This window comes from Streptococcus sp. KCJ4932 (genome assembly GCF_004352745.1).
In the GTDB taxonomy this organism is placed as follows: domain Bacteria; phylum Bacillota; class Bacilli; order Lactobacillales; family Streptococcaceae; genus Streptococcus; species Streptococcus ruminicola.
In genome coordinates this window covers 1-442 of record NZ_SJWW01000040.1, presented here as the reverse complement: position 1 = coordinate 442, position 442 = coordinate 1, and the positions used below count along the sequence as shown (strand labels likewise).

Here is a 442-nt window from a genome sequence, read left to right as displayed (position 1 = left end):
GGGCAAGTGAACCGGGTCGACTCCTGCAGGCTCGCCGTGGAGCGGGCCGGAGATCGTGCCGCCGGATCGGTCGCCGCTTCCGACGCTTTTTTCCCATTTGCCGACGGTCCCCAGGTGCTCATTGACGCCCATATCGCTGCGATCGTCGAGCCGGGTGGTTCCATTCGTGACGACCAGACGATCGAGGTCTGCCGTACGGCCGGCGTCCCACTCTACTTTACCGGGACTCGCCACTTCTTCCACTGATTCCGCGCTCCTCATAGAGGTTTCTTGGAACACGTCAGGGGGTCCGATGGTTCGGACCCCCTGACGGTTCTGAGGGGTCAGTCAAGCTCGGCGATGTAGTCCCATAGGGCGACGACATGCTTGCCGTCAGGCGCCCATCGAACCATGCCTTCGCCCGCGGAGGCGACGGTGTGGATCGTGAAGGTCACCTTCTGAC

The 442-nt window shown here is 63.1% G+C and carries 1 protein-coding gene; it reads right to left on the bottom strand.

Translation table 11 applies throughout. The features are described from left to right. Nucleotides 1-243: hypothetical protein (locus E0E02_RS09520; protein ID WP_206282033.1), on the bottom strand; the 243-nt coding region annotated here is incomplete at its 3' end. Between the last annotated feature and the right edge of the window lie 199 nt (nucleotides 244-442).